This is a genomic window from Pseudomonas sp. HMSC066A08 (assembly GCF_001813025.1).
Lineage (GTDB): Bacteria > Pseudomonadota > Gammaproteobacteria > Pseudomonadales > Pseudomonadaceae > Pseudomonas > Pseudomonas aeruginosa.
Genome location: NZ_KV811341.1, coordinates 15,147 through 41,385 on the forward strand (window position 1 = coordinate 15,147; position 26,239 = coordinate 41,385).

The following is a 26,239-nucleotide window of genomic DNA, read 5'->3' on the forward strand; positions in this document are numbered from 1 at the left end:
AGCATGCAGCGCCGCCGTCGCCACCAGGAGGAACACGAGAACCACGAACGCTGGCTGGTTTCCTATGCGGACTTCATCACCCTGCTGTTCGCCTTCTTCGTGGTGATGTATTCGATTTCCTCGATCAACGAGGGCAAGTATAAGATCCTTTCGGAGACCCTCACCGGCGTGTTCAACCAGCCCGACCGCTCGTTGAAGCCGATTCCCATCGGCGAAGAGCGGCCGCGCACCACCGAGCCGGAGCGCACCAGCGTCGAGGAGCAGCCCAGCGACAACGCGGCCAGCGCCGACTCGCTGGAGCGGATCGCCGACAGCGTACGTAGCGCCTTCGGTGACCTGATCGCCTCCGACCAGTTGAGCGTGCGCGGCAACGAGCTGTGGATCGAGATCACTCTCAATTCCAGCCTGCTGTTTCCCAGCGGCGATGCGCTGCCCAACGATGCCGCCTTCGATATCGTCGAGAAGGTCGCCAAGATCCTGGCGCCCTACAAGAACCCGATCCATGTCGAGGGCTTCACCGACGACGTGCCGATCCATAGCCCGCGCTATCCCACCAACTGGGAACTGTCGGCGGCGCGGGCGGCGAGCATCGTCCGCCTGCTCGGCAACGATGGGGTCGAGCCGTCGCGGATGGCTGCGGTGGGCTATGGTGAATTTCAGCCGGTGGCGGACAATGCCAGCGCCGAGGGGCGGGCGAAGAACCGCCGGGTGGTGCTGGTGATCTCGCGCAACCTGGAGGTACGGCGCAGCGTCAGCGGGGTCGGCAGCGGCAAGGCGCAGCCGGATTCGGCGCTTCGCCACGCAGGCTCGGCAACTGGCACGCAAGCTGCAGATACTGGCGGTACGCCGGCGCCCGCGCCGGCAACCGTCAATTCCCCGTCGCCTTCGCCATGAGCGTGCGAACCATGGTTTGCGTACGGGCGCCGGGGCCGAACTGGCCATTAGTGCGGCCCCAACCGGGTAGACCCATGCCAGGAAGAGTAGAGCAATGAAAGTCTGGGCAGTCGCCAATCAGAAAGGAGGGGTCGGCAAGACCACCTCGTCCATCGCCCTGGCCGGCCTGCTGGCGGATGCCGGCAAGCGCGTGGTCGTGGTCGACCTGGACCCCCACGGCTCGATGACCAGCTATTTCGGCTATGACCCGGACACCCTCGAGCACAGCGCCTTCGACCTGTTCCTGCACCAGGGCAACGTCCCCGAGGGGCTGCCGGCCTCGCTGCTGCGCAGCACCAGCAACGAACGCATTTCCCTGCTGCCGTCGAGTACCGCGCTGGCCACCCTGGAGCGCCAGTCGCCGGGCAAGAGCGGTCTCGGCCTGGTGGTCTCGAAGAGCCTGGCGCAGCTCTGGCAGGATTTCGACCATGCGATCATCGACAGCCCGCCGCTGCTCGGCGTGCTGATGGTCAACGCCCTGGCCGCCAGCCAGCACCTGGTGATCCCGGTGCAGACCGAGTTCCTCGCGGTGAAAGGGCTGGAGCGGATGGTCAACACCCTGGCGATGATCAACCGGTCGCGCAAACAGGCGTTGCCCTATACCATCGTACCTACGCTGTTCGACCGGCGGACCCAGGCTTCGCTGAGCACGCTGCGGATTCTCAACGAGAACTACCCGGACAACCTGTGGCAGGCGTTCATTCCCATCGATACCCGCCTGCGCGATGCCAGCCGGGCCGGGGTCACGCCGTCGCAGCACGACGGCAAGAGTCGCGGGGTGATCGCCTACCGCGCCTTGCTCAAGCATCTGCTGGCGCAGCAGCCGGCCACCCGGGTGGCCTGATGGCACGCCGGTCGCCGCGCCGACAGGCGCATTCAAGCCGCACCGGAGTGCGGCCGATAACCGTTGTAGACCCCTGTCGCGGAATACCCACATGAGCGCCGCCACCGCCACCCGTTCGCAACTGGCCTTGCAGTCCTACCTGGATGCGTTGCTCCAGGAGGCCACTTTCGAGGACCTGGAACCTCCCGTCGAGACGCCGCCAGCGCCTGCGCCCGCGCCGTTGAAGCCTGTCGCGCTGGCGGTCGCCGAAGTGGCGACACCGGCCCCGGTCCCGGCGCTGGAAACGCTGCCGGTCGACCACGGGTTCGACGAGTTCGAGGCCGCGGTGCTCGAGGAGCAGGTCCGCGATGCGCGACTGGTTCCGCCGGTGCCGGCGGCCCTGCTCGACGAACCGACGACGTTGCGCGAGTTGCCGGTCGAGCCACGGCCCCACGAAGTCATCGAGTTGCGCGTGCCGAGCGCCCCGGCGAGCGTCGGCGAGCCGCCGCTGCTCGACCTGCCGTTGCTCGACGACGGTCGTCCGGCCTGGGCGGCGGAGCCCTTCGAGTGCCTGCTGTTCGACGTCGCCGGGCTGACCCTGGCGGTGCCGCTGGTATGCCTCGGCTCGATCTATCCGCTGGAGAACCAGGAGCTGACCCCGTTGTTCGGCCAGCCCGACTGGTTCCTCGGCATCCTGCCGTCGCAGGCGGGCAACCTGAAGGTGTTGGACACCGCACGCTGGGTGATGCCCGAACGCTACCGCGACGACTATCGCGACGGCCTCAAGTACGTGATCTCGGTCCAGGGCTACGAGTGGGGGCTGGCGGTGCACCAGGTGAGCCGCTCGATCCGCCTCGACCCGGCCGAGGTGAAATGGCGCAGCCAGCGCAGCCAGCGGCCCTGGCTGGCCGGCACGGTCATCGAACACATGTGTGCGCTGCTGGATGTGGCGGCGCTCGCCGAACTGATCGCCAGCGGCGCCGTCAAGCGCCTGCACGGCGACCATTGATAGACAGCTTCCGCCGCTTGCGGCGGTTTTCGAGAGGTTAGAGGAATGAGCAAAGCCACCGCGCAAAGCGCCGAAGATCCGATCCTGCAGTGGGTCACCTTCCGCCTGGACAACGAGAGCTACGGCATCAACGTGATGCAGGTCCAGGAGGTGCTGCGCTACACCGAGATCGCCCCGGTGCCGGGCGCGCCGAGCTACGTGCTGGGCATCATCAACCTGCGCGGCAACGTGGTCACGGTGATCGACACCCGCCAGCGCTTCGGCCTGGACCCTGCGCCGGTCAGCGACAACACGCGGATCGTCATCATCGAGGCGGACAAGCAGGTGGTCGGCATCCTGGTCGACAGCGTCGCCGAGGTGGTCTACCTGAAGCAGTCGGAAATCGAGACCGCGCCGAACGTCGGCAACGAAGAGTCGGCCAAGTTCATCCAGGGGGTCTGCAACAAGAACGGCGAGCTGCTGATCCTGGTCGAGCTGGACAAGATGATGACCGAGGAAGAATGGTCGGAGCTGGGCAGCATCTGATGCGTTCGACCGACACGAGGGCCTGCTGAGATGGAGGTCGTCGCGCTGGCACTGGCGGTCGCCGCCTGCCTCGGCCTGGCGGCGGCGTGCCTGTGGCTGCGCCGTGAATTGCGCCGCCTGCAAGCTGCGCTGGCGCAGCAGGCGGAGGAGGGCGCCGCGCGCGAGCGCCGGCTCAAGGAGCTGAGCAAGCGCATCGAGTCCTACCAGCAGGTCAACGTGCGCATGGGCGAGGCCTTGCAGGACCTGGGCAAGCAACTCGCGCCGCTTCCCGACCGGGTCGCGCGCCTGGAGCAGCGCGATCCGACCACGCTGTCGTTCAGCCAGGCCGCACGCCTGGTCGGGCTCGGCGCCAGCGCCGAAGACCTGACCCAGGCCTGCGGTCTGTCGCAGGCCGAGGCCGAGCTGGTGGCGCGCCTGCACGAAGCCAAGGGCAAGTGACGGCCGCCGGCCCGGCGCTGGCGCTTTTCAGGCGAGCAGGCGGCTCGCCACTTCTGCCAGTGTCACCTCTCCCCTGAACTCCCCGCAGCTCTGCGCCGGCAGGCGATCCTCGATAGCATGGGCGAAGCGCACCGCCGGGTCCTGCTCCAGCTTCTCCAGGTGTCGATGCAGGCGCGGAAAGTCGTGTTGCAGGTCGAAGTAGCCCAGCTCCCGTCCCCAGCGAGCGGTACCCGCGAGGTAGGCGTCGGCCACGCTCGGCCCTTCGCCGGCCAGCCACTTGCGGTCGCCGAGCAGCTTGTCGATCCGGCCATAGGCTCGCGCCGCGCGCGCCAGAGCCCTTGCCGTCGTGGTTACGTCGGCGTCCTCCAGATAGAACAGGGCCCCCCAGGCCGAATGGCATTCGGTATGCAGGAGGGCGAGGGCGAAGTTCAGTTCGTCGAACTCGGCGCTGCCCTGCGGATAGCCGAGCTTCCTGCACAGGTCGCGCGCCGCCAGGTGCTGGAGAATGGCCAGGCTTTCGCTGAGTGCGCGGCCGTCCTCCAGGAGCAGGGTGGGCGTCTGTCGAGCCGGGTTCAGGCGCACGTAGGTGCGCTCGCCGGTCTCCAGCGGCATCTCGATCCGGCACAGGCGATAGGGGCGGCCGAGCCACTCGAGGGCCACGATCGAGCCGAAGGAACAGCCGTGGGGTACGCCATAAAACAGTACAGGTTCCATTTTCCATCTCCGTTCAGGTAACGCACGTTGCGCATCGCAACCGGGCTGAACGCAGGGTAGGGGTTATATAGGCTATATTCGGTCCTGATTTTTCCGACGGATCGAAAAATGGCCAAGCCCACGGTGCGCGTGCTCGCCCTGCTCGAACTGCTGCAGAGCCACGGCCAGCTCAGCGGTAGCGAGCTGGCCAGGCGCCTGGAGGTGGATGGACGGACGCTGCGTCGCTATATCGTCGCCCTCGAGGAGCTGGGCATTCCCATCTCGGCGGAGCGCGGACGCCATGGCGGTTACCGCCTGGTGGCCGGTTTCAAGCTCCCGCCGCTGATGTTCAGCGCGGAGGAAACCCTGGCCGTGTCCCTCGGCCTGCTGGCGGTGCGCAGTCTCGGCCTGGGCGAAAGCGAGCTGGCCCTGGAAAGTGCGCAGGCCAAGCTGAGCAGGGTGATGCCCGTTGCACTGCGGCGGCGCCTCGTGGCGCTCCGCGAGACCGCCAGCCTGGACCTGGCCCGCGCCCGGGCGGGAACCAGTGTGGCGGCGCTGGCGACCCTCGCCGAAGCCGCCCAGGTCCGTGCGCGGGTCGAGTTCCGCTATCGCGACCCGCAGGGAGCCGAAACCCTCCGCCAACTCGATCCCTACGGCCTGGCCTATCGCAACGGCTGCTGGTACGTCAGCGGTTTCTGCCACCTGCGCCAGGCGTTGCGCTCGTTCCGTCTCGATCGCCTGGACGCGCCGCGCATGCTGGCGGAGCGCTTCGAGCGACCGGCGGATTTCGATACCCTCCGCCACCTGCGGGAGAGCTTCGCCCGGATGCCGCGCGCCTACCCGGTGGAAATCCTGATGCGGGCGGCGAGAGAGCAGGTGGTCGCGGTGCTCGGCGAGCCCCTCGGTCTGCTCGCCGAGGTCGATGGCGGTACGCTGTTGCGCGCCAGCACCGACGACCTGGACTGGTTCGCCCGGCGCCTGTGCGGCCTGCCGTTCGACTTCGAGGTCAGGCAGCCGCTGGAGTTGCGCGAGCCGTTGAGGCGCCAGGCCGAGCGTGTCCTGCGTAACCTGGGCCAGGAGGAAGCTTCAGATCACAGGTAGGCATTTAGAGGAAAAGTCCTATTAATTGTGCGACTGCCGCTTTCTAGAATCGGTCCTGGTCAACCAGCACGTTTCCAGGAGGCCACAAGGATGCCTGCAATACCCCTGCGCGCGATGGTGCTGTGCGCCAACCCCGGCCGTTTGCTCAGGTACGGAGCGCTGTTCAACCGCTGCGGCTACTTCCACCTGAGCCTGTGCCTGGACCGACGGGAGCTGCGGCGCTCCCTGGACCAGGGCCACCCGTACGACTATTGCCTCTACGACGGATTCCGCCTGGACCAGGGCTGCAAGGGCACGCTGACGATGCTGGGACGCAGCGGCAGCATCCGGCGCTTCCTGCTGGTGGGCGAGCTCGATTGCCGCGAGAAGCGCCTGTTGTTCGAGTGGAGCAGGGGCCATGGCCTGAGCATCGGCGCGGTGTCCGACCGGCCCCTGGGCCAGGTCGCCCTGGCCGCGTTGATCAAGCGTGATCGCGGCTCCCCCGACCTCCTGCGCGGCATCGCCTGAAGCGGTTCCTGGGAAGATGAGGTAAGGTCGTTTTCCAACCTTCCATGGCGAGACAGCGCATGACCGTCCAGGCCGACATCCTCAAGGCGATCGAAGGCATCGAGCATGGCTTCCAGCAAGCCGGCCAGGCACTCTCCGAGCGGATATTCCATTGCCGGCAGGTGCATGGCGCCGAGATCGTCGACGCGCGCTCGCTGTCGGAATCGGGACGGCATGCCGCCGACGGCGTCTTCAGCGAAGGCGAAGGGCCGCTGGCGGTTGCGGTGGTCACCGCGGACTGCCTGCCGATTCTCATGAGCAGCCGCGACGGTCGGGTGGTGGCCGCCCTGCATGGCGGCTGGCAGGGGCTCGTCGCCGGTATCGTCGGCGCGGCGGTGGCGCGCTTCAATGCGCGCGGCGTCGCCAGCGTGGATATCCGGGTCGCTATCGGTCCCGGGATCAAAGCCTGCTGCTACGAGGTGAGTGCCGGGTTCATCGAGGCGTTGCAGGTCGGCCACGGCCGCCTCTGGGAGGGCACGGCGCCGCCCTGGAGCCAGCGTCGTCCGCTCCCCGAGCGGCCACCCCGGTTCGCTCCGCCCGAGCCAAGGCAGGCGGAGCAGGGCGCCTGGCTGGACCTGGTGGCCTTCTGTCGCCAGTTGTTCCAGGCCGCCGGCGTCGGGCCGGCGCAGATCGAAGCCAGCGCCATCTGCACCTACTGTTCCGGCGATGCGTTCGCCAGTCATCGCCGACGCCAGCGCCTGGGCGAGGAGAAGCGCCAGCAGTACGCCTGGATCGCGCGCAAGCCGTGACTGCGTATCGGTATTGTCCGGAAATCCTGGATAGTCATGACGGTTGTCGGCTGTTTATCCGCCAATACCCGGCTTCTAGACTTTCCTTGTCGATGCGTGGCTGTCGCCATGCTCATTCCAGGAGAGCCCCAGCATGCCTGACATCACCCAAGCCGCCATCGTCACTGGCGCCTCCCGCGGCATCGGTCGTGCCATTGCCCGGCGGCTGGCCGCCGACGGTTTCGCGGTCGCGGTCAACTATGCCGGCAACCAGACCATGGCCGACGAGGTCGTGGCCGAAATCGCCGCCGCCGGCGGCGCGGCCATCGCCGTACAGGGCGACGTGGCCAGCCCGGAGGACATGGACAAGCTGTTCGAAGCCACCAGGGGCGCCTTCGGCCGCATCGACGTGGTGGTCAACAGCGCCGGCACGATGCCCTACCTGAAGATCGCCGACGGCGACCTGGAGGGCTTCGACCGGGTGATCCGCACCAACCTGCGTGGCGCCTTCATCGTGCTCGGCCTGGCTGCCCGGCATGTCGAGCGCGGCGGGCGGATCATCGCCCTGTCCACCAGCGTGATTGCCCGGGCGCTGCCCAGCTACGGTCCGTACATCGCGTCCAAGTCCGGGGTCGAGGGGCTGGTGCACGTTCTGGCCAACGAGTTGCGCGGCCAGGACATCAGGGTCAACGCGGTGGCGCCCGGCCCGGTGGCCACCGAGCTGTTCTTCAACGGCAAGAGCGCCGAACAGATCGACCAGATCGCCAGGCTGGCGCCGCTGGAGCGTCTCGGCGAACCGGACGAAATCGCCGCGGCGGTGTCCTTCCTCGCCGGGCCGGACGGGGCCTGGGTCAATTCCCAGGTGCTGCGGGTCAACGGCGGTTTCGCCTGAGCCGTGTGGGCGGGGCACGAAAAAGCCGGCGCGAAGGCCGGCTTTTTCGTGGTCGCGACTGGCGGTCAGCGGTCGTTCTTGGTCGAGGAGCCGATGGCGTTGCTCAAGCCCTTGCTGTTGTGATCGCCGGGGGTGGTGGCGGAGATCGCGCTGGCCTGCGACAGCCCGCGGCTGTCGCGGGAGCTGGCGATGCCGGAGGTGGCTGAACCATGGCCTTTGCTGGAGTGGCCGCCGAGGTTGCCGCCATGGCTGCCGCCCTTGCCGCCGCCATGACCGCCACCGTTGCCGCCGCCATTTCCGCCGCCATTGCCGCCCTTGGCATAAGCGGAGCCGACAGGAGAAAGCTCGCCAGGCAGCAGGGTGCTGCCCGCGAACAGCAGGCCGAGAGCGGCTACGGCGAACAGGGTATGTTTTTTCATTTGAGGGATGCCTCCGCAGGCATGTGGTGTGCCGTCTAAAGACCGTGGCGCGAACGACAGGTTCTGTGCAAAGCGACGGATGGCGGGCCCTGCCGGTGGTTCCTCCTTCAGCGGTTGCGCCAGTGCTCGGCGAGCAATCCGTAGAGCGCCGAGTCGGAGACTTCTCCGGAAACGATCCAGCGTTGTGCGAGCAGGCCCTCCTGGCGGAAGCCCAGGCGCTCCAGGCTGGCGGCCGAAGGCCGGTTGCGCGGATCGATCTCCGCCTCCAGGCGGTTCAGGTCGATTTCATCGAAAGCGAACGCCAGCAGCCTGCGCAGCGCCTCGCCCATATAGCCCCGGCCCTGGGCTGCACGTGCCAGGCAGTAGCCGAGTTCGGCGCGGCGCGAGCCTTTCTCGAAATGGAAGAGGGTACAACTGCCGAGCAATTGGCCGTCTTCTCGACGCTCGATGGCCAGGTTCAGGTATTCACCGTCGACGAGCGCCTGGCTGTCCCGCAGGATCGCCTCGCGGGCCTGCGCAGGGGTCGTCCACGGCGGTGTGTTCCAGTAACGCATGACTTCCGGGTCGGACATCATGGCGAACAGCGGCGCGGCGTCTTCCTCTCGGAAAGTGCGTAGCCGCAGGCGCGGGGTGTCCAACGGGTGGGGAAAGACGAAGTTCATCGGGCGCTCCTTTGCCGAGGTCGGAGGCTGCGCAGCTTAGCGCGCAGCGGCGAGGTCCTGGAGCTGATGTGCGTGCGGATGTTTCGCCGTGCGGGCTGGCTCAGTCGCCGGGACCGCCGAGCAGCAGCAACTCGTTGCCATTCGCGGCGTCCGGCGCGAAGCCCTCGGGACATTTGCCTTTCAGGTGCCAGGCGAAGGCGATGATCTCGGCGATGGTGCGATACAGCGCTTCCGGAATGGCGTCGCCGAGTTCCAGGCGGGCGAGCAGGCGGACCAGCTCGGCGTTCTCGTAGATCGGTACCTCGTAGTCGCGGGCGATGGCCAGGATCGCCTCGGCCAGTTCGGCGTCGCCCTTGGCGGAAAGGGTCGGCGCGGCCTGGCCGTCGTAGCTCAGGGCGATGGCCTGGCGCGGGGCGGGTGCCTGCTTTCTGTTCATGCGGTTTCGTCTACCCAGCGTTGTTCGATGGTCGCTCGCGGGCCCTGGGGCGGGCGGCCGCGTTGGCAGGTGATCTCGCCAACGGTCAGGCCGGCGTCGCGCAGGCGTTGGCGCAGGTGGCCGAGTTCATGCTCGACCAGCCGCGCGGTCGCGTCGCGCTCGGCCCAAAGCTGGCTGGACAGGCTGCCGCGCAGCAGGGTCGCCTGGGCGTGCAGCGGTCCCAGCGGCTCCAGGTCGAAGGCCAGTTCGACGCGCCAGAGGCTTTCGCGGGCCTCTTCGCCGGTCTTGCGCTGTTCTTCCTGGAACTTCACCTGCAACGGCACCACCGAGTGCTGATGGCGCATGGGCACCTCCATCTGCCAGGTCGCCAGCTGGGTGCCATCCGGCAGGGTGCTGGTCTGCGCCAGGCTCGACAACTGATGGGTCTGCAGGCGGGAGATCGCCGCGGCGGCAAGGCGCAGCAGCGACTCCAGTTCCATGTCCTCGTCGAACAGTTGGAGAACCTTGCTCGGCAGGGGAAAGTTCAGTGCCTGGGTCTTGTTGGCGCTCTGTCCCAGGTTGCCCAGGGCGTTGCGGACAAAGGCCGGCAGCGCCTGGGCCAGGTTCGCCGTGTTGCCGGCGAACATGCCCGGCGCCTGGGCGCCGGTCGGCGGTAGCGGCGACAGCTGGGCGAACAGGCGCAACAGGTTGGCCTTCAGGTCCTGGCCGAGATGATCGGTGGCGCCCTGCATCAGGCGCGCCTCGAGGAACAGGCCGCTCTGCTGCAGGGCCTGGCCGAGCAGCTTGGAATCGCCCATCTTCTGCGCCTCCGGCAGGCCGGCGAAGAGGCGCTCCACGGCCTGGCGCAGGCTGTCCGGCAGGTCGTTGCGGCCGTTCAGCCCCTGCAGGGCGGCGAACAGGCCTTCCAGGGAAGCCTGGCGGGCGCTCTGCCCGGCCAGTTGCTGGCCCAGCGCAAGCTGGTCGAGGCGTCCGCTGAGCGGCAGGAAGTCGATCTGCTGGCTGTTTTTCACCAGCGCCGTGAGCAGGCTGCCGACCGGCAGCGCCTGGGGCGAATCGAGGCTCAGCTTGCTGCCGGCGAGCGGCGTATTGAGCAGGTTCAGCAGGACCCGGTAGACCACCTGCTGGGCCTTGTCCGCCGGCAGCGCGGTGCTGGACAGAACCTTGCCCTGGAGCAGGGTGCCGGGAGGCAGTTGCTCCAGGTCGAGGCTGCTCAGCGGGCCAGCGCCGGCCATGCTGTCGAGCAGGGTGGCAACCACGCTGGTATTGCTGGTGGCGCTGACATTGAGCAGGTTGCCCGGCACCAGCGGCCGATTGCTCTGCACTTCCACCAGGCTCTGCCCGCTGTTCGCCAGGGTCAGCTTGAGCAGGACCTGGAAATTGTTCGCCAGGCCTTCCTTGACCGCCAGCACCTCGGCCTTGCCCGACTCGCCTTCGCCCAGCAGGCCGGCCAGGGTCTGCACCAGCTTCAGGGTCATCTCGGCGTCGGCCTGGGCGTTGCCCTGCGATTGCGCCGGCGGCAGCGGGCGCGGGGCGGAGACCGGGGGTAGTGGCGGGGAAGCGCCTATCTCGGCTGGCATGGGTAACAACCTGTCTTAAACGACCCTGCGGAGGCTGGGGAAGGGCGTGTATAATGCCGCGCCTGTCAAACAGGCTGGCCGCGTCGTCACCAGTATAGCGGCCGTGTTTATCCCGACTTTAGGGTCTGTTCCGTGAAGGCCTCCGGCGCCGCGACGAGGAGAGACGCTTGGCGATGTTGTTCGATGTCCGATCCTGCTGAAGTCCCCACAGCCAGCCCCTTGCTGGAAACCGTCGGGCTCGCCTGCGAGCGCGACTGGCGCATGCTGTTCGAGCGCCTCGACCTGCGCCTGGCCGCCGGCGAGATGCTGCAGGTGGTGGGTCCCAACGGCAGCGGCAAGACCAGCCTGCTGCGCCTGCTGTCCGGGCTGATGCAGCCGACCGCCGGGGAAGTCCGCCTGAACGGCCGGCCGCTCGCCGAACAGCGCGGCGAACTGGCACGCAGCCTGCTGTGGATCGGCCACGCCGCGGGAATCAAGGGCCTGCTCAGCGCCGAGGAGAATCTCACCTGGCTCTGCGCGCTGCACCAGCCGGCCAGCCGCGAGGCGATCTGGCAAGCCCTGGCCGACGTCGGCCTGCGTGGTTTCGAGGACGTTCCCTGCCACACCCTTTCCGCCGGCCAGCAACGCCGCGTGGCGCTGGCCCGCCTGTACCTGGACGCACCACCCTTGTGGATCCTCGATGAACCCTTCACCGCCCTCGACAAACAGGGGGTGGCGCAACTGGAAGCGCACCTGGCCGGGCATTGCCAGCGCGGCGGGATGGTGGTGCTGACCACCCACCACAGCCTGCAGCAGGTGCCCGTCGGCTACCGCGAGCTGGACCTCGGCGTGTTCAAGGCGGCCAGCGGCGCGACGGTCGAGCCGGCGCTGGCGGGCGATCCGGCATGAGCAACGTCTTCAGCCTGCTCCTGGCGCGCGAGGCGCGCCTGCTGTTCCGCCGTCCGGCGGAGCTGGCCAACCCGCTGGTTTTCTTCGCCATCGTCATCGCCCTGTTTCCCCTGGCGGTCGGGCCGGAGAGCCAATTGCTACAAACCTTGTCGCCCGGCCTGGTCTGGGTGGCGGCGCTATTGGCCGTGCTGCTCTCGCTGGAAGGGCTGTTCCGCAGCGATTTCGAGGACGGTTCTCTGGAGCAGTGGGTCCTTTCGCCGCACCCCCTGGCTCTTCTGGTGCTGGCCAAGGTGCTGGCACACTGGCTGTTTTCCGGGCTGGCCCTGGTCCTGATGTCGCCGCTGTTCGCGCTGATGCTGGGCCTGCCGGCCCGTTGCATACCGGTGCTGCTGCTTTCCCTGTTGCTCGGTACGCCGGTGCTGAGCCTGCTCGGCGCCGTCGGCGCGGCCTTGACCGTGGGCCTCAAGCGCGGCGGCCTGTTGCTGGCGCTGCTGATCCTGCCGCTGTACATCCCGGTGCTGATTCTCGGTAGCGGGGCGCTGCAGGCTTCGCTGCAGGGACTGCCCAACAGCGGACATTTATTGTGGCTGGCGAGCCTGACGGCGCTAGCATTGACACTCACGCCATTCGCCATCGCTGCCGGCCTGAAGATCAGCGTAGGCGAGTGAGTCCGCCCGCCGAAGGCATCGGCGGGCGTGCGGTACCGGGCGGCTGCGTCGCCCACGCTTGACCCGGGCTGGCAGCGGAAGGCCTGCCCGGTATTTCCAAAGAGCCCTGTAAACAGAGCCTGATGATGAATTGGACATGGTTTCACAAGCTTGGGTCGCCCAAGTGGTTCTACGAGATCAGCGGCCGCTGGCTGCCCTGGTTCGCCGTGGCGGCGGCGCTGCTGATCGTCACCGGCTGCGTCTGGGGGCTGGCCTTCGCGCCGCCGGACTACCAGCAGGGCAATAGCTTCCGCATCATCTATATCCATGTGCCGGCGGCCTTCCTCGCCCAGTCCTGCTACGTCATGCTGGCCGTGGCCGGTGCCGTCGGGCTGATCTGGAAGATGAAGATCGCCGACGTGGCGGTGCAGTGCGCCGCCCCCATTGGCGCCTGGATGACCTTCGTCGCGCTGCTTACCGGGGCCGTCTGGGGCAAGCCGACCTGGGGCGCCTGGTGGGTCTGGGACGCGCGCCTGACGGCGATGCTGATCCTGCTTTTCCTCTATTTCGGCATCATCGCCCTCGGCCAGGCGATCAGTAACCGCGACAGCGCGGCCAAGGCCTGTGCCGTACTGGCCATCGTCGGCGTGGTGAACATCCCGATCATCAAGTACTCGGTGGAGTGGTGGAACACCCTGCACCAGCCGGCCACCTTCACCATCACCGAGAAACCGGCGATGCCGGTGGAGATGTGGTTGCCGTTGCTGATCATGGTCCTCGGCTTCTATTGCTTCTTCGCGGCCATGCTGCTGGTGCGCATGCGCCTGGAAGTGCTCAAGCGCGAGTCCCGCACCGCCTGGGCGAAAGCCGAGGTGAAGGCCCTGGTGGAGAAGGCACGATGAGCTTCGAATCGTTCGGCGACTTCCTCGCCATGGGCCATCACGGCCCCTACGTCTGGTCGGCCTACGGCATCAGCCTGCTGGTGCTGGCGATCAATGTCGCCGAGCCGCTGCTGGCCCGGCGCCGCTACCTGCAAGAAGAGGCGCGTCGTCTGCGCCGGGAGGCCCAGCAGTGAATCCGGTCCGCAAGAAACGTCTGATCATTGTCCTCGCCATCGTGGTGGGGGTCGGTGCCGCGGTGGGCCTGGCGCTGTCGGCCCTGCAACAGAACATCAACCTGTTCTACACCCCGACCCAGATCGCCAACGGCGAAGCGCCGACCGACACCCGTATCCGCGCCGGCGGCCTGGTGGAAAAGGGTTCTCTGCAACGCAGCGAGGATTCGCTGAACGTGCGTTTCGTGGTCACCGACGGCGCCAAGGAAGTGACCATCGCCTACCATGGCATCCTTCCCGACCTGTTCCGCGAGGGGCAGGGCATCGTCGCCCTCGGCAAGCTGGGCGGCGACGGCGTGCTGGTGGCCGATGAAGTGCTGGCCAAGCACGACGAGAACTACATGCCGCCGGAAGTCACCAAGGCGCTCAAGGACAGCGGCCAACTGAAGCACTACGAGAACGGCAAGGCCGCCGGCGAGACCTCGTACAACCAGGAGGGCAAGTAGATGATCCCCGAACTCGGCCACCTGGCCCTGATCCTCGCCCTCTGCCTGGCCCTGGTGCAGTCGAGCCTGCCGCTGGTCGGCGCCTGGCGCGGCGACCGCCAGTGGATGAGCCTGGCGCGCCCGGCGGCCTGGGGGCAGTTCGCCTTCCTCGCCTTCGCCTTCGGCTGCCTGACCTGGGCCTTCCTGCGCGACGACTTCTCGGTGGCCTACGTGGCCGGCAACTCCAACAGCGCGCTGCCCTGGTACTACAAGTTCAGCGCCGTCTGGGGCGCCCACGAAGGTTCGCTGCTGCTCTGGGCGCTGATCCTCGGTGGCTGGACCTTCGCCGTGTCGATCTTCTCCCGGCAACTGCCGGAGGTCATGCTGGCCCGCGTGCTGGCGGTGATGGGCATGATCAGCACCGGCTTCCTGCTGTTCCTGATCATCACCTCCAACCCGTTCAGCCGCCTGCTGCCGCAGACCCCTATGGACGGCAACGACCTCAACCCGCTGCTGCAGGACGTCGGCCTGATCGTCCACCCGCCGATGCTCTACATGGGTTACGTCGGATTCTCGGTGGCCTTCGCCTTCGCCATCGCCGCACTGCTCGGCGGCCGCCTGGACGCCGCCTGGGCGCGCTGGTCGCGGCCCTGGACCCTGGTGGCCTGGGCCTTCCTCGGCATCGGCATCGTGCTCGGCTCCTGGTGGGCCTACTACGAGCTGGGCTGGGGGGGCTGGTGGTTCTGGGACCCGGTGGAAAACGCCTCCTTCATGCCCTGGCTGGTCGGCACTGCACTGATCCACTCGCTGGCGGTGACCGAGAAGCGCGGCGTGTTCAAGAGCTGGACCGTGCTGCTGGCGATCGCCGCTTTCTCCCTGAGCCTGCTGGGCACCTTCCTGGTCCGCTCCGGCGTGCTCACCTCGGTGCACGCCTTCGCCTCCGACCCGGAGCGCGGGGTGTTCATCCTCGCCTTCCTGCTGCTGGTGGTCGGTGGCTCGCTGACCCTGTTCGCCCTGCGCGCGCCGGTGGTCAAGAGCCAGGTCGGCTTCGCCCTGTGGTCGCGCGAGACCCTGCTGCTGCTGAACAACCTGGTGCTGGTGGTGGCGGCCTCGATGATCCTCCTCGGGACCCTCTACCCGCTGCTGCTCGATGCCCTCAGTGGCGCCAAGCTGTCGGTCGGCCCGCCGTACTTCAACGCCATGTTCCTACCGCTGATGGCGGCGCTGATGGCGGCCCTGGCGGTCGGCGTGCTGGTGCGCTGGAAGGACACCCCGAGCCGCTGGCTGCTCGGCATGCTGACCCCGGTGCTGGTGGCCAGCGCGGTCCTGGCGGCGGCCGGTTCGATGTACTTCGGCGATTTCAACTGGGCGGTGCTGGCGGTGTTCCTGCTGTCCGCCTGGGTGGTCCTGGCCGGTTTCCGCGACTTCCTCGACAAGACCCGGCACAAGGGCGTGCTGGCCGGCGCCCGCAGCCTGACCCGCAGCTACTGGGGCATGCAACTGGCACACCTGGGCATCGCCGTGTGCGCCATCGGTATCGTCCTCAGCAGCCAGTACAGCGCCCAGCGCGACCTGCGCATGTCGCCCGGCGACACCGTCGAACTGGGCGGCTACCACTTCCTCTTCGACGGCGCGAAGCACCACGAAGGGCCGAACTACACCTCGGACAAGGGCAGCATCCACGTCAGCCGCGACGGCAAGGAGATCGCCACCCTGCATCCGGAGAAGCGCCTGTACACCGTGCAGAGTTCGATGATGACCGAGGCCGGGATCGATGCCGGCTTTACCCGCGACCTCTACGTGGCGCTCGGCGAGCCGCTGGAGAACGGTGCCTGGGCGGTGCGCGTGCACGTCAAGCCGTTCGTCCGCTGGATCTGGTTCGGTGGCCTGCTGATGGGCCTCGGCGGCGCCCTGGCGGCGCTCGATCGGCGCTACCGGGTGAAGGTGAAAACACGTGTGCGCGAGGCCCTGGGCCTCGCCGGTCAGGGAGCCTGAGTCTTGAAACGAGCGATTCTGCTGCTGCCGCTGGGGATCTTCCTGATCGTCGCGGTGTTCCTCTTCCGCGGCCTCTGGCTGGACCCCAGCGAGCTGCCCTCGGCGCTGATCGGCAAGCCGTTCCCGGCCTTCGACCTGCCCAGCGTGCAGGACCCGGCCCGGCGCCTGACCGAGGCCGACCTCAAGGGCAAGCCGGCGCTGGTCAACGTCTGGGGCACCTGGTGCCCGTCGTGCCGGGTCGAGCACCCGGAACTGACCCGACTGGCCGAGCAGGGCGTGGTGATCTACGGGATCAACTACAAGGACGACAACGCCGCCGCCATCAAGTGGCTGAACGAGCTGCACAATCCCTACCTGCTGAGCATCAGCGACACCGACGGCACCCTGGGCCTGGATCTGGGCGTGTACGGTGCGCCGGAAACCTACCTGATCGACAAACAGGGCATCATCCGCCACAAGATCGTCGGGGTGGTCGACCAGAAAGTCTGGCGCGAGCAACTGGCGCCGCTGTACCAGCAACTGCTGGACGAGCCGGAGGCCCGATGAAGCGTTTCCTCGCCACCGCGCTGCTCGGTCTCGCCCTCTGCGGCGTGGCCCGGGCCGCCATCGACACCTACGAGTTCGCCAGCGACGCCGAGCGCGAGCGCTTCCGCAACCTGACCCAGGAACTGCGCTGCCCGAAGTGCCAGAACCAGGACATCGCCGACTCCAACGCACCGATCGCCGCCGACCTGCGCAAGCAGATCTACGGCCAGTTGCAGCAGGGCAAGAGCGACGGCGAGATCGTCGACTACATGGTTGCCCGCTACGGTGATTTCGTTCGCTACAAGCCGCCGGTCAACGAGCGTACCTGGCTGCTCTGGTTCGGTCCGGGCGCCTTGCTGCTGTTCGGCGTGCTGGTGATCGGCGTGATCGTCCTGCGCCGCCGGCGCACCGCTGCCAAGGTGCAAACCACCCTGTCCGCCGAGGAGCAAGCGCGCCTCGCCAACCTGTTGAAGAACGACAAATGATCGATTTCTGGCTCGCTGCCGGCCTGCTGCTGCTGGCGGCCCTGGCATTCCTGCTGATTCCGCTGCTGCGTGGCCGTCGCGCCCAGGCCGAGGAAGACCGTACCGCCCTGAACGTCGCGCTTTACCAGGAGCGGATCGCCGAGCTGGCCGGCCAGCAGGCCGCCGGCACGCTGACCGCCGAGCAACTGGAGAATGGCCGCGCCGAGGCTGCCCGCGAACTGCTCGCCGACACCGAGGGCAGCGGCGAGGAGCGTAGCTCGCGCCTGGGCCGGGCGGTCCCGCTGGTCGCGGCGCTGCTGGTGCCGTTGGTCGCGCTCGGCCTGTACCTGCATTGGGGCGCCAGCGACAAGGTCGAGCTGGCCCGCGAATTCGCCCAGGCGCCGCACTCCATGGAAGAGATGACTGCGCGCCTGGAGCGCGCGGTACAGGCCCAGCCGGATTCCGCCCAGGGCTGGTACTTCCTCGGTCGCACCTACATGACCCAGGAACGCGGCGCCGATGCGGCGCGGGCCTTCGAACGCGCCGCCGAACTCAGCGGGCGGCAGCCGGAAGTGCTCGGCCAGTGGGCGCAGGCACTGTATTTCTCCGGCGGCAAGAAAATGACCGCGCAGATCAAGGGCCTGGCCGACGAGGCGCTGAAGGGCGACCCGGCCGAAGTGACCACCCTCGGCCTGCTCGGCATCGCCGCCTTCGAAGAGCAGCGCTACGCCGACGCAATCGGCTTCTGGGAGCGCCTGGTGTCGGTGTTGCCGAACGAGGACCCGGCGCGCTCGGCGATCCAGGGCGGCATCCAGCGCGCCCGCGAGCGCATGACCGAGGCCGGGCAGACCCCGCCGGCGCCTGCCGCGCCCGTCGCCGCCCAGGTGACCCTGACGGTGAAGGTGGATATCAGCGACGCGGTGAAGGGCCAGGTCAAGGCCGACGACAGCGTGTTCGTCTTCGCCCGCGCCGTCGGCGGCCCGCCGATGCCGTTGGCAGTGAAGCGCCTGACCGTCGCCGACCTGCCGGCCGAGGTCAGCCTGAGCGATGCCGACGCCATGATGCCGCAGCTCAAGCTCAGCGGTTTCCCGCAGGTCGAGCTGGTGGCACGGGTATCCCGCGCCGGTAACGCCATCTCCGGCGAGTGGATCGGACGCGGCAAACCGTTGTCTACTGCCCAGTCGTCGGCGCAAGCGCTGACCATCGACGGCCCGGACCAGCCCCAGGCGGCCCGGCCATAACGACAATCGGTTGGGGAGGTGCGGCGGTGAAGGCGAAGTATCTGGGTCTGGCGATTCTCCTGGGCGGTCTCGGCGGGTGCGTGGTGCATCCGCCGCAGACCAGCGAACCGCCGGCCTCGCTGCCGCCGCAGAGCCAGCCGCAGCCCGGTCCGTCCAGCGCGCCCGGCGCGACCCCGCCGCGCATCACCCCGCAACCGCAGACTCCGGCGCAGCCCAGCCGCTCGCGTCCGCAGTTCGCCCCGCCGCCAGGCGGCAAGGGCGTCTGGGACGGCAGCCTGGGGGTCTACGTGATCCGTGGCGAGCGCGATCTCTACTACCGCCAGCGCACCTACTACCGGTGGGACGGCGGCTGGTTCTGGTCCACCGGCCCGCAGGGACCATGGACCGAGACCGACGCTCGCGGCATCCCGCCCGGTCTCAGCCGGCGCTACGCCAATCCATGATCCCTAGGGGTTCTCCGGGTCGTGCCCGAGCGACTGGATGAACAGCGAGAACAGCTCCGGTTGCGAGGAAATGTCCAGCTTGGCGTACAGGTGGCGCCGATGGACCTTGATTGTCTCCGGCGAGATCGCCAGGCGCTCGGCCATGGCCTTCGACGAGTAGCCGCGAAGGATCAGGCGGGCGATCTCCAGTTCCCGTTCCGATAGCACGCTGGCGCCGAAGTGGCTGAGGGCGTCGCGTATCTGCGTGGCCATCTCTTCCTGCGGTGCAGCCGGCAACAGGCGCTGGCTGCGTTGCTGCCAGTGCTGCTGCATCAGCGCCAGGACCCAGCTCGAGAGCAACCCGAGCATCCCGCATTCCTCGTCGGCGAACATCCTCTGCATGCCCAACGACAGCGACAGCGCGCCCTGGCCAGGCACCTGGAGGATGAACTGCACCTCGTCCTCCAGAACGTTGTCGTGGAAGTAGCTGAGGTAGTACTCGCTCTGCCGGAAATGGTCCGGGGCGATCTCCTCGAGGCGGTACAGGCCGCTGGCCAGGCCTTCCCGGCAAGCCTGGTAGAAGGGGTCGAGCAGGTACAGCCCGTTCAGGTAGGCGAGCATCGAGGCCGGCCCGGCGTGCGGTTCGGCGTCGTATTCCTCCAGGGCCACCGGCACGCCGTTGGCGGGGTAGAAGATCGCCAGGGCGTTGTCGAACGGCAGGTGCTGGCGCAGCAGCAGGATCAATTGCTTCCAGAAGCGGTTGCCGCCGATCTGTTCGATGGCGCGGCCCAGGCTGGCGTGCATGCCGATGTCCCGGAACAGGGTGTGCATCCGTATTCGCTCCACGGTGGGTTTTCGCAGGCTCCGGTTTGCGGCTTTTCCACCCGCCGCGTCAAGGGGCGTAACCCCAAAGGGTGATTGGCCCGCCGGTTCCGCGCTCCTAGAGTCGGCGCATAACCAGCGCCCCGGCAAGGGGCCGCCGCGAGTCTCCGTTACTGCCTCAACTTCAATAACAATCAGAGGACAACGACATGAGCTCTTCCCCCGCGCCCGAAAGTGCGCTGAAACCCACGCTGGGCGTGTTCGACGTGGTCGCCATCACCGTTTCCGCGGTCACTCCCGCCAGTTCCGTCTTCGTCATCGCCCCTTTCGCCATCCAGCAGGCCGGCACCGGCGCGTTCTGGGCCTTCGCCCTGGCCGGGGTGCTGGCGCTGATGTTCGCCTGGTGCTATGCCGAGCTGGGCAGGGCGCACAGCACCGCCGGCGGCGAGTATGTCTACGCCAAGCGCGTGTTCGGCGGCTTGGCCGGCTACGCCACCTTCCTCACGGTGCTGGCGATGCTGCTGTTCATCCCGCCGGTGCTCGCCACCGGCGCGGCGACTTACCTGAACGCTGCCCTCGGCACCCACTTCGATGCGCAGACCGTGGCCCTGGCGATCGTTGCCTTCAGCTACCTGCTGGGCATCCTCAACATCCGCGTCAACGCCTGGGTCACGGGTACCTGCCTGCTGCTGGAAGTGGCGGCGCTGCTGGTGATCGTCGGCCTCGGTTTCGGCCATGCACAGCAACCGGCGAGCGTCCTTCTGCAGCCGCAGGTAGTCGGCGACGGCGGGCTGCTGGCGATTGCACCCTGGGCATTGGTGATCGGAGCGGTCGGTACCGCGCTGTTCTCCTACAACGGTTTCGGCGGCGCGGTGCTGCTCGCCGAGGACATGAAGGACGGCGGTCACAGCGTGCATCGCGCGGTGCTCTGGTCGCTGGCGCTGGTGGTGCTGATCGAGATCGTCCCGCTCGCCGCGCTGCTGATCGGCGCGCCGTCGCTCCCGGCGATGCTCGCCAGCCCCGATCCGATCGGCTACCTGTTGAACAGCCACGGCAACGAGACACTGTCGCGCCTGGTCAGCGCCGGGATCTTCCTCTCGGTGTTCAACGCCATCGTCGCCATCGTCATCCAGAGCGCCCGGGTGATCTTCAGCAGCGGTCGCGACGCGCTCTGGATGCCGGCGTTGAACCGTGCCTTCACCCGTATCCATCCGCGCTGGGAATCGCCCTGGCTGGCCACGCTGTTCCTCGCCATTCCCTCGGCGGCGCTGAGCTTCAGCTCCAACCTGGCCGAACTGACCTCGTTCACCGTGCTGCTGATCGTCATGGTCTACCTGATCGTCGCCCTCTGCGCGCTGTTCAGCCGGGTGCTGCGGCGCGACCGCGAGCATCCCTACCGGATGCCGCTGTGGCCGCTGCCGGCGCTGCTGGCGGTGAGCGGGGCGGGATACCTGCTGCTCAACCTGTTCCTGGCGGCCTCGGCCAGGGACGTGATGATCATTGTCGGACTGCTGGCGGTGTCGGTGATTCTCTACTGCACCTACGGCAAGCTCAGTCCGGCGTTCCAGAAGCTTTGAAACAGGAGTCCGCATGCGCGCTCGACAACTTGGCATCACCCTCGGCCTGGGCACTCCCGGCCCGTTCAACGCGATCACCGACGTTGCCGGCGTGCGCGTCGGCCACAGTACCCTGAACCAGCGGATCGACGGCAGGCTGGTTCGCACCGGCGTCACCCTGGTCCAGCCGCGCGCCGGTGCGGCGCGCCTGCAACCCTGCTTCGCCGGCTGCCATGTGCTCAACGGCAACGGCGACGCCACGGGCCTGGAGTGGATCCGCGAGGCCGGCCTGCTGACCACCCCGATCGCCATCACCAATACCCACAGCGTCGGCGCGGTGCGCGACGCGCTGATCGCCGAGGAGCGCGCCGAACTCGGCGACAGTGGGCTGTACTGGTGCATGCCGGTGGTGATGGAGACCTTCGACGGCCTGCTCAACGATATCTGGGGCCAGCACGTCGGCGCCCGCCAGGTCGGCGAGGCGCTGGCCTGCGCCGAGTCCGGACCGGTCCGCGAAGGTTCGGTGGGCGGCGGCACCGGGATGATCTGCCACGAGTTCAAGGGTGGCATCGGTAGCGCATCGCGGCGGCTGCCGGCGGAGCAGGGGGGATGGACGGTGGGCGCGCTGGTCCAGGCCAACCACGGCCAGCGCCGCGAGCTGCGGGTCGACGGCTATCCGGTCGGCCGCCGGCTGGGCGAAATCCCCTCGCCGTTCAGCGAGGAAGGCACCCCGGGTATGGGTTCCATCGTGGTGATCCTGGCCACCGACGCGCCGCTGCTGCCGCACCAGTGCCAGCGCCTGGCGCAGCGCGCCTCGATCGGCATCGCTCGTACCGGCGGCGGCACCGAGGACTCCAGCGGCGACGTGTTCCTCGCTTTCGCCACCGGCAACCAGGACCTGCCGCCAGCCGACTATGCGCGCAAGGGCCTGCCGCAGAGCACGCCGCTGCGGATGCTCAACAACGACCACATCTCGCCGCTGTTCGCCGCGGCGGCGGAGGCAGTGGAAGAAGCCATCGTCAACGTGCTGCTGGCCGGCGAGGACATGTGCACCGAGGACGGCCGGCTAGTGCCCGCGCTGAAGGGGGAGACGCTCCTGGCGGCGCTGCGCGAGACCGGCTGGCCGGGACGCTGAAAGCGGCTCAGCGCCAGCCGCGGGTGCGCGCCACCGCTTCGCTGAAACGCACGTGCCAGCGCCGGGCGGTGCCGGCGTCGACCCGCGGCTGGAACTCCGTGCGGGTGTTGCGCGGCTCCGCCAGTTCGTGGCCGAGGCCACGCGCGGCAAGGGCGGCACAACCGAAGGCGGTGAGTTCGTCGAAGCGCTGGGTGACGATGCGCCGTTGCAGGCTGTCGGCGAGGAACTGGGCGAAGTAGGGGCTGCGCGCCAGGCCTCCGTCGATGGACAGGCGGTCGGTGACCTTCAGGTAGCCGTCCATCGCCTGGATCACCTCGGCGCTGCGCAGCACCACGCCTTCGAGCAGGGCCTGGCAGAGGTCCTCGCGGCGGGTGCCGGCGTCCATTCCCAGCCACATCGCGCCGGCGCTGCGGTCCCAGTGCGGGCATGCGAGTCCCGACAAGGCCGGGACGAAGGCCAGGCCGCGGTCGATGGCCGGCGGACGGTCGAAGCCGGCCAGTTCCGAGAAGTCGCTGAACAGGCCGAGACGCCCGGCCCACTCGACCGCGGCGCTGGCGTCGTAGACCCCGCCGTCCATGGCGTACACCGGCTTGCCATCGATCTGCCAGGCGATGGTGGCGAGCAGGCCTGTCTCCGGCGAGCGGATGATCCGCTCGCCGCTGAGAGTCAGGGCGAAGGCGCCGGTGCCGAAGGTGATCTTCGCATCACCCGGCTGGCGACAGCCGTGACCGTAGAGCGAGGCCTGCTGGTCGACCACCGAGGCCGTCAGCGGGGTGTTGCCGATCACCCCGAAATGGCCGACGGTATCGCGGATTTCCGGCAGGCACTCGATCGGCACGCCGAACAGGGCGCACAGCTCGGGGTCCCAGCGGCCCTCGGCGAGGTTCATCAATGCGGTGCGCGAGGCGGTGGTGACGTCGGTGGCGAAGGTGCCGCACAAGCGGTCGAGAAACCAGGCATCGCTGGTTCCCAGGCGCAGGCGGCCTGCCTTCAAGGCCCTGCGAGCGGCAGGGAGGTGCTCGACGATCCAGCCCAGCTTGCTGGCCGAGAAATAGGCGTCGAGCGGCAGGCCGCTGCGTTCCAGGACCAACGCCTCGGCGCCGCTGGCGCGTAGACGCTCGATGTGCGGGGTGGTGCGGTTGTCCTGCCAGACGATCAGCGGCGACAACGGCTCGCCGCTGCGGGCGTCCCAGGCCATGCAGCTTTCGCCCTGGTTGGCCAGGCCGATGGCGTCGACCCGGCCGCTGGCCTCCAGGCAGCGTTGCAGGTTGGCCAGCAATTCCAGCGGATCGTGTTCGACCCAGCCGGACTGCGGATGATGTTGCTGGTGACGCAGCGCCAACTGAATATCGGCGCTGCCGTCCTGGCTGGCGACCAGCACGCGGGTACTGGTGGTTCCCTGGTCGAGGGCGGCGATTCGCATGGTCGGTTCTCTTCGCGGGTTCAGTGGCCGGAGGTGAGGAAGGCGACTTCCAGGCGCCGGGTGTCCGGCGGTAGGCGCAGGGCGGTCAGCGGCACCAGCAGGCGGCGCTCCGGCAGGCAGGACAGGGCGCGCTCCCACACCGGGCGACCATCGGCCAGTATCCGCAGGCGGCCGCTGGCGGCCTCGCTTACGCGTAGCTGCAGGTGCGCCAGGCCGGGTGTCGGGTCGGCCAGCAGCCGCTGCGGCACGCACAGCTTGAGCGGACCACTGCAATCGATGGCTATGCCAGGCGCGGCGACCGGCAGTTCGGCCCGCAGGTCGGCGGCCAGCAGGCCGGCGATCCTTCGTCCCTCGCGGAACGACCACCCGGCGGTCTCGATCGGCCGGAGCAGGTTGCCGGCGGCGAAATAGGCGGGGTCGGAGCATCTGCCGAACTGATCGATGCGCGGGCCGCCGCTGGCCGGGTCCAGTTCCAGGTGGCTGAGGCGGACCAGGCTCGATTCGGGAACGAAGCGTCCGCTGAGGAGGATGCCGTCGCAGGGGATCCGTTCGACGCGCCCGTCGCCCAGGCGTACCCGCGCCGCCTCGACCCGGCCGCGGCCTTCGATCTCCAGCAGCTCGCTGGAGAAGTGCATCGGCACTCCGCACAGCCTGGGAAACAACGACAGCGGCCAACGCGCGGTGGCCCGTGCGTTGCGTTCGAGCATGGCCACCGGGCGGATGCCGGCACGCCGGCAGCTCATCACGGCGGACAGGCTGACCAGCTCGGTACCGACGATGAGCGGTCGTTCGAACGGCTTCAGGCCTTGCAGATAGAGGTAGGCTTGCAGCGCGCCGGTATTGATCACGCCCAGCGGCCGATCGCCGCCCAGCAGGCGCGCCGAGCGCGGTGTCTCGCGTGCGCCGGTGGCCAGCAGCACGCGTGTCGCGCGCAGACTGCGCGGGCCTTCGGGGGTGGCCAGTTGCAGCAGGCCGGCGGTGGCGAGAGCGACCACGCTATGGCGCAGGCGGATATCCACCCCGGCCCGTTCGGCCTGTTCGACGTTACGCCGTGCATAGGCCGGGCCGGTCAATAGGCGGCCGTGCTCGCGCAGGCCGAAGGGCGGATGCGCGCAATGCCGGGGTATACCGCCGGCCTCGCCGTCGCGCTCCAGCACGCAGACCCGGGCGACGCCCTGGCGGCGTAGTTCGATGGCGGCTGCCAATCCGGCGGGACCGCTGCCGACAATGGCGACGTCGACCTGTTCAGTGATGCTCATGGCAACTCCCGGTGGCGAGGGGGTGGGCGAGGCGGCCGGCGCTCAGCTCGGCGACCCGCGCGTTGCAGTAGAAACCCTGGCAGCGTCCCATGCAGGCGCGGGTGCGACGCTTCAGACCGCCGAAGTCGCCGGCTGGCAGAGGGCCTTCCAGAGCAGCGAGGATCTCCCGGCGGGTGACCATCTCGCAGTGGCAGACGATCTCGTCGTAGCCGGGACGCTGCCAGTCGCGCGGCAGGTGTTCGGCGAGGTTCGGTACCTGCGGCCAGAGCGGCTCGCGAACCGCTTCGTGGAAGCGCTCGCCCTGGTAGAGACGATAGACGTGGCGTGCGATGCCCAGCGCCGCGGTGAGACCGGTGGAACGGATGCCGCCGACACTGATCCAGTTGCGTCCGTCGACCTGGCGGATGCGGTATTCCTTCTTTTCGCTGGCCGGCCGCAATCCTGCGTAAGTGGCGGTGACCGGCATGCCGCGCAGGCCGGGGATCCGCTCGACGGCGGCGTCGATCAGTCGCTGCAGGGTGTCGCTGTCGACCCGTGCGTGTTCGCGATCGTCCTGTTCTTCGGCGGTGGGGCCGGCGAGCAGGTTGCCGAAGACCGTACGGGTGAATACCACCCCCTTGGTCCGCTCGTTGGGTACCGGCAGCAGGATGTGCCGCAGCAGCGCCGCGGCGGCCTTGTCGAAGACCACGAACTGGCCCTTGCGCGGATGGATGGCGAAGCTCGCCGCGCCGAGCAGGCGCTGTTCCAGTTGGTCACCGAAGAGTCCGGCGCAGTTGATTACCTGGCGTGTGCGCAGGTCGCCGCGGCGGGTATGCAGCAGCCATTCGCCGCCGCCGAAGACACCGTCCAGCACCTCGACGTCGAAACAGGCTTCGGCGCCATGGGCCAGCGCCTGTTGCAGATAGGCGAGCGGCGCGGACCAGGGGTCGACCAGATGTTCCCCGGGGACTCGCACCGCGCCGAGCACATTGCCGGCCAACTGCGGCTCCAGCGCCAGGACCTCGTCGCGACCGACCTGGCGGACGTCATCGACACCGTTGCCGTGGGCCTGCTCGACGATGGCCGGCAGGCGCGCCAGATCCTCGTCGCTCCATGCCGCCACCAGGGCGCCGGTTTCCAGCAGCGGCAGGTTGAGGCGCGCATGGATGTCGCGGTATTCGCGATAGCCCTCCTGCATGCAGGCCAGTTCGATGCTGCCGGGCGGCGCGTCGAAGCCGGTATGAAGGATCGCGCTGTTGCCCTTGCTGGCACCGGAGAGGATGTCGGTGCTTTTTTCCAGCAGGACCACCCGCGCACCTTCCAGGGCGAAGCGGCGGGCCATGGCGCAACCCACCACGCCAGCGCCGATCACTGCAACGTCGAAGATCGCGGTCTTTGTCGCAAGCGGCTCAGTCATCGTTTCTGCCTGTTTCTTTTGGTATCAGTTTGCTTTTTTGACCGTAACACTGATTTTCACACAGAATTTTATGTGAAATTTGTTGTTTTAATGTGGCAACTGAAAGAGAAACAGTCAATCGATTAATCGACGGGCAGCTACCGGC

30 protein-coding genes are annotated in these 26,239 nt (G+C 68.1%); 21 read left to right on the top strand and 9 right to left on the bottom strand.

The annotated features are described in order from the left end of the window. Positions 1-3 precede the first annotated feature (3 nt). From motD to HMPREF2886_RS23285, 5 genes are all read left to right on the top strand, one after another. The gene (motD, locus tag HMPREF2886_RS23265) at positions 4-894 is read left to right on the top strand and encodes a flagellar motor protein MotD (RefSeq protein ID WP_033976249.1); all 891 of its coding nucleotides are present in this window, start codon (positions 4-6) and stop codon (positions 892-894) included. Between the two features lie 94 nt (positions 895-988). Continuing rightward, the gene (locus tag HMPREF2886_RS23270; RefSeq protein WP_003083092.1) at positions 989-1,777 is read left to right on the top strand and encodes a ParA family protein; all 789 of its coding nucleotides are present in this window, start codon (positions 989-991) and stop codon (positions 1,775-1,777) included. Positions 1,778-1,868: 91 nt separating this feature from the next. After that, positions 1,869-2,765, top strand: a complete 897-nt coding sequence (locus tag HMPREF2886_RS23275) for a CheW domain-containing protein (RefSeq protein ID WP_033976251.1) — start codon at positions 1,869-1,871, stop codon at positions 2,763-2,765. Between the two features lie 45 nt (positions 2,766-2,810). Next, on the top strand, positions 2,811-3,290 hold the full coding sequence (locus tag HMPREF2886_RS23280; protein WP_003083098.1) for a chemotaxis protein CheW: 480 nt from the start codon (positions 2,811-2,813) through the stop codon (positions 3,288-3,290). Between the two features lie 30 nt (positions 3,291-3,320). Next, positions 3,321-3,728 (top strand): DUF2802 domain-containing protein, encoded by a 408-nt coding sequence (locus tag HMPREF2886_RS23285; protein ID WP_017001822.1) that lies wholly within the window; start codon positions 3,321-3,323, stop codon positions 3,726-3,728. 27 nt (positions 3,729-3,755) lie between these two features. Here the strand turns inward: HMPREF2886_RS23285 and HMPREF2886_RS23290 are convergent, their stop codons facing one another. Further along, positions 3,756-4,442 carry a glutathione S-transferase family protein gene (locus HMPREF2886_RS23290; protein ID WP_033976252.1) on the bottom strand — a complete coding sequence of 229 codons (687 nt, stop codon included), beginning with the start codon at positions 4,440-4,442 and terminating at the stop codon, positions 3,756-3,758. Positions 4,443-4,550: 108 nt separating this feature from the next. Between HMPREF2886_RS23290 and HMPREF2886_RS23295 the strand changes: the two genes are divergently transcribed. The 4 genes from HMPREF2886_RS23295 to HMPREF2886_RS23310 all read left to right on the top strand — a co-directional run bounded on the left by HMPREF2886_RS23295 (position 4,551) and on the right by HMPREF2886_RS23310 (position 7,688). Beyond that, entirely contained in the window at positions 4,551-5,522 is a 972-nt protein-coding gene (locus HMPREF2886_RS23295; RefSeq protein WP_033972767.1) for a helix-turn-helix transcriptional regulator, read from the top strand. Positions 5,523-5,612: 90 nt separating this feature from the next. Continuing rightward, entirely contained in the window at positions 5,613-6,029 is a 417-nt protein-coding gene (locus tag HMPREF2886_RS23300; protein WP_033972765.1) for a hypothetical protein, read from the top strand. 59 nt (positions 6,030-6,088) lie between these two features. Continuing rightward, entirely contained in the window at positions 6,089-6,817 is a 729-nt protein-coding gene (locus HMPREF2886_RS23305; protein ID WP_070748470.1) for a purine nucleoside phosphorylase YfiH/LACC1 family protein, read from the top strand. 133 nt (positions 6,818-6,950) lie between these two features. Beyond that, positions 6,951-7,688, top strand: coding sequence for an SDR family oxidoreductase (locus tag HMPREF2886_RS23310; RefSeq protein ID WP_057388112.1), 738 nt, complete (start codon positions 6,951-6,953; stop codon positions 7,686-7,688). A gap of 65 nt (positions 7,689-7,753) precedes the next feature. Here HMPREF2886_RS23310 and HMPREF2886_RS23315 read toward each other — a convergent pair whose 3' ends face one another. The 4 genes from HMPREF2886_RS23315 to HMPREF2886_RS23330 all read right to left on the bottom strand — a co-directional run bounded on the left by HMPREF2886_RS23315 (position 7,754) and on the right by HMPREF2886_RS23330 (position 10,680). Next, positions 7,754-8,107, bottom strand: a complete 354-nt coding sequence (locus HMPREF2886_RS23315) for a hypothetical protein (RefSeq protein ID WP_023464436.1) — start codon at positions 8,105-8,107, stop codon at positions 7,754-7,756. A gap of 107 nt (positions 8,108-8,214) precedes the next feature. Continuing rightward, entirely contained in the window at positions 8,215-8,769 is a 555-nt protein-coding gene (locus HMPREF2886_RS23320) for a GNAT family N-acetyltransferase (RefSeq protein ID WP_033972761.1), read from the bottom strand. A gap of 100 nt (positions 8,770-8,869) precedes the next feature. Continuing rightward, positions 8,870-9,205 carry an EscU/YscU/HrcU family type III secretion system export apparatus switch protein gene (locus HMPREF2886_RS23325; RefSeq protein WP_070748472.1) on the bottom strand — a complete coding sequence of 112 codons (336 nt, stop codon included), beginning with the start codon at positions 9,203-9,205 and terminating at the stop codon, positions 8,870-8,872. Then, positions 9,202-10,680, bottom strand: coding sequence for a flagellar hook-length control protein FliK (locus tag HMPREF2886_RS23330; protein ID WP_003083123.1), 1,479 nt, complete (start codon positions 10,678-10,680; stop codon positions 9,202-9,204). Before HMPREF2886_RS23330 ends, HMPREF2886_RS23325 begins: the two co-directional genes overlap by 4 nt. A 285-nt stretch (positions 10,681-10,965) precedes the next feature. On the opposite strand from HMPREF2886_RS23330, the gene ccmA reads away from it, so the two are divergent. From ccmA to HMPREF2886_RS23380, 10 genes are all read left to right on the top strand, one after another. Then, on the top strand, positions 10,966-11,670 hold the full coding sequence (gene ccmA / locus HMPREF2886_RS23335; protein WP_033972759.1) for a cytochrome c biogenesis heme-transporting ATPase CcmA: 705 nt from the start codon (positions 10,966-10,968) through the stop codon (positions 11,668-11,670). After that, entirely contained in the window at positions 11,667-12,338 is a 672-nt protein-coding gene (gene ccmB, locus HMPREF2886_RS23340; protein WP_024917065.1) for a heme exporter protein CcmB, read from the top strand. Before ccmA ends, ccmB begins: the two co-directional genes overlap by 4 nt. Before the next feature lie 122 nt (positions 12,339-12,460). After that, complete coding sequence (locus HMPREF2886_RS23345; RefSeq protein WP_003083135.1) at positions 12,461-13,219, top strand: heme ABC transporter permease; 759 nt, start codon at positions 12,461-12,463, stop codon at positions 13,217-13,219. Beyond that, positions 13,216-13,392, top strand: a complete 177-nt coding sequence (gene ccmD, locus HMPREF2886_RS23350) for a heme exporter protein CcmD (protein ID WP_003083136.1) — start codon at positions 13,216-13,218, stop codon at positions 13,390-13,392. The genes HMPREF2886_RS23345 and ccmD overlap by 4 nt, the downstream gene beginning before the upstream one ends. After that, positions 13,389-13,877, top strand: a complete 489-nt coding sequence (ccmE, locus tag HMPREF2886_RS23355) for a cytochrome c maturation protein CcmE (RefSeq protein WP_003083137.1) — start codon at positions 13,389-13,391, stop codon at positions 13,875-13,877. Before ccmD ends, ccmE begins: the two co-directional genes overlap by 4 nt. Next, positions 13,878-15,851: a heme lyase CcmF/NrfE family subunit gene (locus HMPREF2886_RS23360; RefSeq protein WP_003107324.1), complete on the top strand. Its 1,974-nt coding sequence runs from the start codon at positions 13,878-13,880 to the stop codon at positions 15,849-15,851. It abuts the gene before it with no gap. 3 nt (positions 15,852-15,854) lie between these two features. Then, complete coding sequence (dsbE, locus tag HMPREF2886_RS23365; RefSeq protein WP_023086437.1) at positions 15,855-16,397, top strand: thiol:disulfide interchange protein DsbE; 543 nt, start codon at positions 15,855-15,857, stop codon at positions 16,395-16,397. Beyond that, positions 16,394-16,861, top strand: coding sequence for a cytochrome c maturation protein CcmH (gene ccmH, locus HMPREF2886_RS23370; protein WP_003114292.1), 468 nt, complete (start codon positions 16,394-16,396; stop codon positions 16,859-16,861). The genes dsbE and ccmH overlap by 4 nt, the downstream gene beginning before the upstream one ends. Beyond that, positions 16,858-18,081 carry a c-type cytochrome biogenesis protein CcmI gene (gene ccmI, locus HMPREF2886_RS23375; protein ID WP_070748474.1) on the top strand — a complete coding sequence of 408 codons (1,224 nt, stop codon included), beginning with the start codon at positions 16,858-16,860 and terminating at the stop codon, positions 18,079-18,081. Before ccmH ends, ccmI begins: the two co-directional genes overlap by 4 nt. 26 nt (positions 18,082-18,107) lie before the next feature. Then, positions 18,108-18,524 carry a hypothetical protein gene (locus HMPREF2886_RS23380; protein WP_070748476.1) on the top strand — a complete coding sequence of 139 codons (417 nt, stop codon included), beginning with the start codon at positions 18,108-18,110 and terminating at the stop codon, positions 18,522-18,524. 3 nt (positions 18,525-18,527) lie between these two features. On the opposite strand, the gene HMPREF2886_RS23385 is transcribed toward HMPREF2886_RS23380, so the two are convergent. Continuing rightward, a complete protein-coding gene (locus HMPREF2886_RS23385; RefSeq protein WP_003083150.1) occupies positions 18,528-19,334 on the bottom strand; it encodes a helix-turn-helix transcriptional regulator in 807 nt (268 codons plus the stop codon). Positions 19,335-19,534: 200 nt separating this feature from the next. Here HMPREF2886_RS23385 and HMPREF2886_RS23390 point away from each other — a divergent pair, with 200 nt between their 5' ends. Beyond that, the gene (locus HMPREF2886_RS23390) at positions 19,535-20,902 is read left to right on the top strand and encodes an APC family permease (protein ID WP_003110692.1); all 1,368 of its coding nucleotides are present in this window, start codon (positions 19,535-19,537) and stop codon (positions 20,900-20,902) included. A gap of 13 nt (positions 20,903-20,915) precedes the next feature. Then, positions 20,916-22,016 (top strand): DmpA family aminopeptidase, encoded by a 1,101-nt coding sequence (locus HMPREF2886_RS23395; RefSeq protein WP_042169405.1) that lies wholly within the window; start codon positions 20,916-20,918, stop codon positions 22,014-22,016. Between the two features lie 7 nt (positions 22,017-22,023). On the opposite strand, the gene HMPREF2886_RS23400 is transcribed toward HMPREF2886_RS23395, so the two are convergent. Genes HMPREF2886_RS23400 through HMPREF2886_RS23410 form a run of 3 tightly spaced genes read right to left on the bottom strand, consistent with a single transcriptional unit; the run spans position 22,024 to position 26,094 of the window. Then, complete coding sequence (locus tag HMPREF2886_RS23400; RefSeq protein ID WP_033972752.1) at positions 22,024-23,439, bottom strand: glycerol kinase; 1,416 nt, start codon at positions 23,437-23,439, stop codon at positions 22,024-22,026. A gap of 20 nt (positions 23,440-23,459) precedes the next feature. Then, positions 23,460-24,698 carry an NAD(P)/FAD-dependent oxidoreductase gene (locus tag HMPREF2886_RS23405; RefSeq protein ID WP_070748478.1) on the bottom strand — a complete coding sequence of 413 codons (1,239 nt, stop codon included), beginning with the start codon at positions 24,696-24,698 and terminating at the stop codon, positions 23,460-23,462. Next, positions 24,685-26,094 carry an NAD(P)/FAD-dependent oxidoreductase gene (locus tag HMPREF2886_RS23410; protein WP_033972748.1) on the bottom strand — a complete coding sequence of 470 codons (1,410 nt, stop codon included), beginning with the start codon at positions 26,092-26,094 and terminating at the stop codon, positions 24,685-24,687. Before HMPREF2886_RS23410 ends, HMPREF2886_RS23405 begins: the two co-directional genes overlap by 14 nt. Positions 26,095-26,239: the final 145 nt, after the last annotated feature.

Coding starts and splice junctions, on each gene's coding strand:
- HMPREF2886_RS23395 (WP_042169405.1), top strand. CDS start 20,916: ATGCGCGCTCGACAACTTGGCATCACCCTCGGCCTGGGCACTCCCGGC.
- ccmI (WP_070748474.1), top strand. CDS start 16,858: ATGATCGATTTCTGGCTCGCTGCCGGCCTGCTGCTGCTGGCGGCCCTG.
- HMPREF2886_RS23285 (WP_017001822.1), top strand. CDS start 3,321: ATGGAGGTCGTCGCGCTGGCACTGGCGGTCGCCGCCTGCCTCGGCCTG.
- HMPREF2886_RS23320 (WP_033972761.1), bottom strand. CDS start 8,769: ATGAACTTCGTCTTTCCCCACCCGTTGGACACCCCGCGCCTGCGGCTA.
- ccmH (WP_003114292.1), top strand. CDS start 16,394: ATGAAGCGTTTCCTCGCCACCGCGCTGCTCGGTCTCGCCCTCTGCGGC.
- HMPREF2886_RS23325 (WP_070748472.1), bottom strand. CDS start 9,205: ATGAACAGAAAGCAGGCACCCGCCCCGCGCCAGGCCATCGCCCTGAGC.
- HMPREF2886_RS23330 (WP_003083123.1), bottom strand. CDS start 10,680: ATGACCCTGAAGCTGGTGCAGACCCTGGCCGGCCTGCTGGGCGAAGGC.
- HMPREF2886_RS23275 (WP_033976251.1), top strand. CDS start 1,869: ATGAGCGCCGCCACCGCCACCCGTTCGCAACTGGCCTTGCAGTCCTAC.
- HMPREF2886_RS23360 (WP_003107324.1), top strand. CDS start 13,878: ATGATCCCCGAACTCGGCCACCTGGCCCTGATCCTCGCCCTCTGCCTG.
- HMPREF2886_RS23280 (WP_003083098.1), top strand. CDS start 2,811: ATGAGCAAAGCCACCGCGCAAAGCGCCGAAGATCCGATCCTGCAGTGG.
- HMPREF2886_RS23410 (WP_033972748.1), bottom strand. CDS start 26,094: ATGACTGAGCCGCTTGCGACAAAGACCGCGATCTTCGACGTTGCAGTG.
- HMPREF2886_RS23295 (WP_033972767.1), top strand. CDS start 4,551: ATGGCCAAGCCCACGGTGCGCGTGCTCGCCCTGCTCGAACTGCTGCAG.
- HMPREF2886_RS23300 (WP_033972765.1), top strand. CDS start 5,613: ATGCCTGCAATACCCCTGCGCGCGATGGTGCTGTGCGCCAACCCCGGC.
- ccmD (WP_003083136.1), top strand. CDS start 13,216: ATGAGCTTCGAATCGTTCGGCGACTTCCTCGCCATGGGCCATCACGGC.
- HMPREF2886_RS23385 (WP_003083150.1), bottom strand. CDS start 19,334: ATGCACACCCTGTTCCGGGACATCGGCATGCACGCCAGCCTGGGCCGC.
- HMPREF2886_RS23390 (WP_003110692.1), top strand. CDS start 19,535: ATGAGCTCTTCCCCCGCGCCCGAAAGTGCGCTGAAACCCACGCTGGGC.
- HMPREF2886_RS23305 (WP_070748470.1), top strand. CDS start 6,089: ATGACCGTCCAGGCCGACATCCTCAAGGCGATCGAAGGCATCGAGCAT.
- HMPREF2886_RS23405 (WP_070748478.1), bottom strand. CDS start 24,698: ATGAGCATCACTGAACAGGTCGACGTCGCCATTGTCGGCAGCGGTCCC.
- ccmA (WP_033972759.1), top strand. CDS start 10,966: ATGTCCGATCCTGCTGAAGTCCCCACAGCCAGCCCCTTGCTGGAAACC.
- HMPREF2886_RS23400 (WP_033972752.1), bottom strand. CDS start 23,439: ATGCGAATCGCCGCCCTCGACCAGGGAACCACCAGTACCCGCGTGCTG.
- HMPREF2886_RS23345 (WP_003083135.1), top strand. CDS start 12,461: ATGATGAATTGGACATGGTTTCACAAGCTTGGGTCGCCCAAGTGGTTC.
- HMPREF2886_RS23290 (WP_033976252.1), bottom strand. CDS start 4,442: ATGGAACCTGTACTGTTTTATGGCGTACCCCACGGCTGTTCCTTCGGC.
- HMPREF2886_RS23270 (WP_003083092.1), top strand. CDS start 989: ATGAAAGTCTGGGCAGTCGCCAATCAGAAAGGAGGGGTCGGCAAGACC.
- ccmB (WP_024917065.1), top strand. CDS start 11,667: ATGAGCAACGTCTTCAGCCTGCTCCTGGCGCGCGAGGCGCGCCTGCTG.
- motD (WP_033976249.1), top strand. CDS start 4: ATGCAGCGCCGCCGTCGCCACCAGGAGGAACACGAGAACCACGAACGC.
- HMPREF2886_RS23315 (WP_023464436.1), bottom strand. CDS start 8,107: ATGAAAAAACATACCCTGTTCGCCGTAGCCGCTCTCGGCCTGCTGTTC.
- HMPREF2886_RS23310 (WP_057388112.1), top strand. CDS start 6,951: ATGCCTGACATCACCCAAGCCGCCATCGTCACTGGCGCCTCCCGCGGC.